General features: G+C 62.7%; 7 protein-coding genes. 6 read left to right on the forward strand and 1 reads right to left on the reverse strand.

The annotated features are described in order from the left end of the window. The first annotated feature begins 117 nt into the window (after window positions 1-117). The 3 genes from JSE7799_RS21025 to JSE7799_RS08810 all read left to right on the forward strand — a co-directional run bounded on the left by JSE7799_RS21025 (window position 118) and on the right by JSE7799_RS08810 (window position 1,639). On the forward strand, window positions 118-282 hold the full coding sequence (locus JSE7799_RS21025; protein WP_186201886.1) for a hypothetical protein: 165 nt from the start codon (window positions 118-120) through the stop codon (window positions 280-282). A gap of 229 nt (window positions 283-511) precedes the next feature. Beyond that, entirely contained in the window at window positions 512-664 is a 153-nt protein-coding gene (locus JSE7799_RS21295; protein WP_222101727.1) for a hypothetical protein, read from the forward strand. Between the two features lie 57 nt (window positions 665-721). Then, complete coding sequence (locus JSE7799_RS08810; protein ID WP_144431623.1) at window positions 722-1,639, forward strand: hypothetical protein; 918 nt, start codon at window positions 722-724, stop codon at window positions 1,637-1,639. Between the two features lie 227 nt (window positions 1,640-1,866). On the opposite strand, the gene JSE7799_RS08815 is transcribed toward JSE7799_RS08810, so the two are convergent. Continuing rightward, window positions 1,867-3,366 (reverse strand): DUF3987 domain-containing protein, encoded by a 1,500-nt coding sequence (locus tag JSE7799_RS08815; protein WP_055663287.1) that lies wholly within the window; start codon window positions 3,364-3,366, stop codon window positions 1,867-1,869. A gap of 530 nt (window positions 3,367-3,896) precedes the next feature. Between JSE7799_RS08815 and JSE7799_RS08820 the strand changes: the two genes are divergently transcribed. The 3 genes from JSE7799_RS08820 to JSE7799_RS19685 all read left to right on the forward strand — a co-directional run. Continuing rightward, window positions 3,897-4,289 carry a hypothetical protein gene (locus tag JSE7799_RS08820; RefSeq protein WP_055663288.1) on the forward strand — a complete coding sequence of 131 codons (393 nt, stop codon included), beginning with the start codon at window positions 3,897-3,899 and terminating at the stop codon, window positions 4,287-4,289. Between the two features lie 99 nt (window positions 4,290-4,388). Continuing rightward, entirely contained in the window at window positions 4,389-4,697 is a 309-nt protein-coding gene (locus JSE7799_RS08825; protein ID WP_144431624.1) for a hypothetical protein, read from the forward strand. A gap of 476 nt (window positions 4,698-5,173) precedes the next feature. Next, window positions 5,174-5,418: transposase (locus JSE7799_RS19685; protein ID WP_222101728.1), on the forward strand; the 245-nt coding region annotated here is incomplete at its 3' end.

Below are 5,418 nucleotides of genomic sequence, written 5' to 3' on the forward strand. Positions count from 1 at the left end.
CGTCAACATCCTCGAGATGAACGGCGACAGCTATCGGCTCGGCCAAAGCCGCGCCCGAAAGGCCCAAGCCAGAACCTGATCACCCGCCACAGGATTGGCCCTGCGGGCCAATGCGCCATGGCACGCGCCAGCTATGCGGCAAGCGCGCGCGCCATGGCGCTTGGCGCCCTGTCGCTGGCCTGGTTTTGCGCCGCCGCGTGGCCGGTTTTTACTCCGCCGTTGACATTCGATGAAAAGAAATCTGGAAACGAGGCCGTCGACGGATTTTGCTACCCTTCTTGAACGTGTTCGCGCGTTCCTGGAGACTGACCGCCCAGAGCTCGAGCCTGCCCCGGTCCTGCGCGAGCTCCGGGCCTTCGCGGCATGGAGGGACGCGGAGGTCGCGCTGACCGCTCCCCCATCGCGCCATGAAGTTGAGCGCTACCTCGCGGAGTGCTCGGTGCAGCACGGCAACCAGCTCGGTTCTCTCAGAATGCACCGCCTCCAGGTGGCGGCGCCTATGCTGTGGGGCATGCCCTACGCATCCATGATCGCGGTCACCCGCCGCCAACACCAGCGTCTTCCCAAGACGAACGGGAAATCCACGAAGGAGGTCCTCCGGGCTGTGGTTGCGCGGCTCCCGGAGGAGTTGCAGCCCGGGCTGGTGGCGAGGATGAATTCCTAGCCGGGTAATCGGAAGCGAAAGTGGAGCGATGATCATCTGAAGGCTGTGGCGCAGGCCTTGCTGAGATGGGTTGCGTGGTGCGAGAACTCGGGTCACAAAATCACGCCCACAGGGGCCACCTTTCATGCCTATGCCGGCGATCTTGCCCGCGAAGGCGTCTCGACGCGCAGCGTGAGCGATTACCTTGGCCGCATACAATCCGGCTACGCCACCGCCTGCGATCCAGGCTTCAAGAGCGTGGCCTGTGATCACGTCATCTCCCGCCTCAATGCACGGGGTAAGGTCGAGGGGCGCCCGACCAAGACCGGCGAACAGCTGGTCGGCGCATCGACGATCTTCTACCTTGGAGAGCAGATCATCGAGATGGCTCGCGCATTGGGGCCGAGAGATCTCTTCGCCGCGCGCGACTATCGCAACGGCCTGCTCCTCATGGCGGCCGCGGCTGTGCCGCAGCGGGCGCGGGCGCTCTCGCACTTCGACATTGGCCGGACCGTCATTCTTCTGGAACGGCCTTATATCCACGTCAGCTTGCCGGGTAGCGCGCTGAAACTAAGGGAATACGAAAAGGAGCACGCTGGATACGACCGGGTCTTGGAGAACCCGGTCCTCTGGGACGCCGTAGACGAATACTGGCGAATATTCCGGCCGCTTTTCGACAACGGCAGCGCGTTGTTTCCGAGCCTTCTGGACGTCGGCGCGAGGGTCTCGGCCGCGCAAATCGGCCGTCTTGCAGGCAACCTCACCCAGAAGCATCTGAGGGTCAGGATCAGTGTCCATCGTGTCCGGGACAACGTGGCCACGGAGGCGTCCGAAGAACTCCAAGCGGGCGGTTACATCGCGCCGGTTCTGCTCGACAACCGCAACCCGGCGACCACGATGGCGAGTTACGATCATGCGGAGGGCGTCAGGGCTGCACGGGATCACGCCGACTTCGTGGCGTCCCGGCGCTCGTTCTCGGCGAGCCTGCGTCTTTGAAGGGGACCTCGGCCTCGCCGCCGCCCGCCGCCGCAAATTACTGAAAATATGCGTATTTTTATGTCGTGTTGAAGACGGGGTCATTCTACCCGCACGGGGTGGAACCGACCCGTCTTCAACATTTTCCGCTCAATGCCGCAACCTCCACTCCGCGCCGTCCGACAAGACGCTCGAGTTCAACACCAAGCGCGCGTGATCTATCGGATGCAGGGAAGACCGCACGATCCTCATGCCATTGGGTTTAGCATATAGGCCTTGCGGCGCGGCTTCCCGGCGATCACCGTTCCTTCCGGCAATCCTGCGATCCAGTCATGCTTGATCAGGACGGCCAACGCCTGATCCATCACCTTCGCCTTGCGCGTCCCGATGGGGCCCCTTTGCAGAATCATCTCCGTCGCGAAACCGCTCCCCGGCTCGAGGTTGTTCTTGAGCCAGTCCAGAAGATTCTGAGCATGAGCGACCGCGTCTTCATTGGTCCCCGCGACGCAGAGATATTTGAACTGCTGGAGATGGTATCTCACAATGCCGCAAGCGTTCGCCATTATTGCCTCGGAAACGATCGATGCGGTTTGATCCTCGTAGAGGGTCATGATCGCCGCAAGACGGCAGGCATGTTCCGGTGCCTTCCCCGCGAAGCTGCTGATGTCGGCGGCCCACATCCCACGTCCCAATTGGGGTTCGATGTCATCGTGGAACGCGACGCATGTCTCGAATGCGCCGTCGGAGAGCGTCAGTGACTTCTCGGCCAGGTCTTCGAGAGTGGTCCGCAGAGCATTTGCGGTCACGTCCTGGAATTCCTGCACGATGGCATCGTCGCGTGGATCGCTGCGCCGATAGCGCCTATTGCCCATGTTGCTTTCTGGCCAGGCCGGGAGCATGCGAGCGAGAAATCCTTGCCCGAGCATAAATTCGTTCCCGAATGATTGCGGGATCAAAGTAGGCTGGAACATCAGATTCAGCGTCGTTGGTGTAGGCGGAACGTATCCGTCGCCTTCCTGCGTCACGCGCGGCCGGATAAAAAAGGCGCCATCCCAAAGCTTGGAGATGATCCCGCAGGTCAGGGCCATTTTTTCCTTTGACATGGAATGGCCACCAAAGAAGGTAGCAGCTTCGTCCGAAACCCACCCCAGGAAGCCTGCGCCGGAAGAGATGGCCTTGAAGGCACCTTCGATGGTTGGCTCCGTCACCAGGAAGTTCGGGCAGCTCGGCCGAGGTGGCTTTTCCTCGCCACGGTCCAGCGACGCCACCGCGTGCTCATGTTCCTGGATCTGCTGGGTGTATTCTTCCCGCAGTTCCAAAACCGTTTGGGTCACGCCGCCCATGGCCCAGCCATCGGTCGCGCTCTTCCTCTCTCCCGACAGAGCGATTAGGACGAAGAAACTTGCCGCATTCGAGAACGATGAGCCGAGCGTCTGAACCTTGGCGCGGCTGGCGAAGGTCAGCGAAGTAGCCGCGAGAACGGATTGTGCAGCGATCGCCACGGGAGCTTGGGTCTTGTTCGCGATTGCCTCGACCACCTCGCGCAGGCCCGGCGTGAGGCAATCGATCGGGTAAGGAATCGCCGGAGCTTGAGCATGGGGCAAGGGCGAGGGCTCGGCCCAGTCCGGGGCGCTCGTGCCCTTCGGCAACTTCACGCGCGTCGCGGTTTTCGCCTCGGTCGGCGTTGCCTTTGGTGGCTTGCCGCCCACGAGGCGCTGGAAAGGACTGAAGAAGAAGTGTTTCGACACGGCGGGGTCTCCTGTTTGCTCTGTCTCCAAAGCAGATCGGTCGATGCCTCTTTTTCGAAAAACGACGGCGCGCCAAAAAACGCCGGATTCAGAGAAATTTCTTCTCGCGGAGGGGCGGTGCCGGGTTGCGGGTTCGGGGCCGGCGTTTCGGCCCGTCTCTTCTCCATGCGAGACGGGCCGAAACCACGTCCGCCGCCGCACCGGCAATAAGACGTGCAGGCAAGTTGGCGCGCTTGGTGACTTTCCTTGGCACCGAAGCCGGATCAGCGGAGCCGTCTGGGGCGCACTCGGATGGGATCATGACCATTAACGACCGCCAGACGGTCGTTTCCGATGAACACAACCACAGCGCGCCTTGTCAGGTCGCCGAAAGGTTCGGGTCGGGGCACTCGCAGCCTTCTCGGTGAGGCTGCGAGGCACGACGCCGAACAGTGAAGAAGGAGAGAAGGGACAGAAGCCAAACCCGCGAGGCATCCGGATCGACGACCACTTGACCCGCGCATGACGCGGACCCCCAACCGGAACACAACATGAAGATCTTTCCAGAACACGCCTTCGCCGACGGGACTGCACAGGAGATTTCCACCTGTCCGATCCTCGCCTTTGTCTCCAGCCGCTGCCAGGGCCTATGGCACGCGGCGCGCCTGCTCGGCGGCTACGAATCTGCCCGTCTCGTCGACCGATGCATCGACATTCTTGCCCACGACGAGTGTGTGACGCCCCGCGCGAGGATGATGCTCGAGCAAATCCTGGCGGTGCTCTCACTCGAGAAAGTCGACGACCCGAACCTGCCTTACATGGGGCATTTCGCGTGCATCGATCCGCTCGACCCTGTCGTGGAAGAAATCTGTCTGCTCACGGACGGTCTGCGCGGTGTCCTCGGGCTCAACGTGGGTGAGACCGACAACAAGCGCGTCGCGTAGGCGTGCCGCGAACCTACACCGCCGGTCAAGCCGGCGGTGCTTGACAGCGCAGGGTTTCCGCTCGGCCGGACGGCCGACCCCTGGCGCTCGGAGACGACCATGAACAGGACTTTCCCAATCGAGAGCGCCCTCATCGCGGCGCTCGACGCCGGCGACTTCGTCCGGCGGCACGGCAACAGCTTGTCGGAGCTGTTGCACATGATCGCGGGCGACTGCGGCCTCGACCTCTACTGCGAGGCCGAGCGACTGCTCGACGGCCTGAGCCCCGACCCCGTGGGCGTGGGCCGTGCGGTGCGAGAGATGCGCGATCTTCTCGCCGACGCCGACGCCCCCGCAGACCGCTACGCGGCCGCTCTGCGCTGGCATGGCGCCCGTCTGACGGACCTCGCGTCACGGCTTCCAGCGTGACGCCGGCCGGTCCGGTCGTCCGACCAGACCAATTCCCAACCGCTCGGGCCGGCTCCGCGCCGGCTCGGCATCTCAAGAGACAAAGGAGTGCCCGCATGCATTTCAGCACTCAGCGGATCAGCATCGTCCAGACCCTCGATACCCAGTGGCTCGAGGCCTACTTCGATCATGCTTTCTTGTGGTCGAAGCCCGTGACAGAGCCCGGCAGCGCCGAGGAGGTCGCCGAATTCTACACCGTTACCCTGGTCCGGTTCATTGAGGTCCTCGAAACCTTGTCGGCGCACCAGCGGCTCGAACTTCTTGCGAGGTCGCAGCAATACCCCGCACCTCAGAGAAGGGCTTGTGGGAGGTACTGTACCCTCAGGTCTGGAAATTCGCTTGAGACGCGGGGCGTGAGCTCGTGCTGGGGCGCCTCCAGCACAAGCTGCCCATTCTGGTATTCCATGGCCTTGCAACACAACCATGGAGAAGAACGAATGGACAGGAAGGATACGGCGCTTGAGGCGGTCTTGGAACAGTTGATCGAGCACGGGCCCGGCGAGATCGCATCGGTGTTCGCGCGGGCTTTCGAGCTGGCGATGCAGATCGAACGGGAGCGGTTTCTCGGCGCGAGCCATTATGAGCGCACGCCCGAGCGTCACGGCTATGCCAACGGCTACAAACCCAAGCGGATCGACACGCCTGCGGGCACGGTGAGCGTGCAGGTGCCCAAGACTGCCGG

It is taken from the genome of Jannaschia seosinensis (assembly GCF_001408515.1).
GTDB classification, from domain to species: Bacteria; Pseudomonadota; Alphaproteobacteria; order Rhodobacterales; family Rhodobacteraceae; genus Jannaschia; species Jannaschia seosinensis.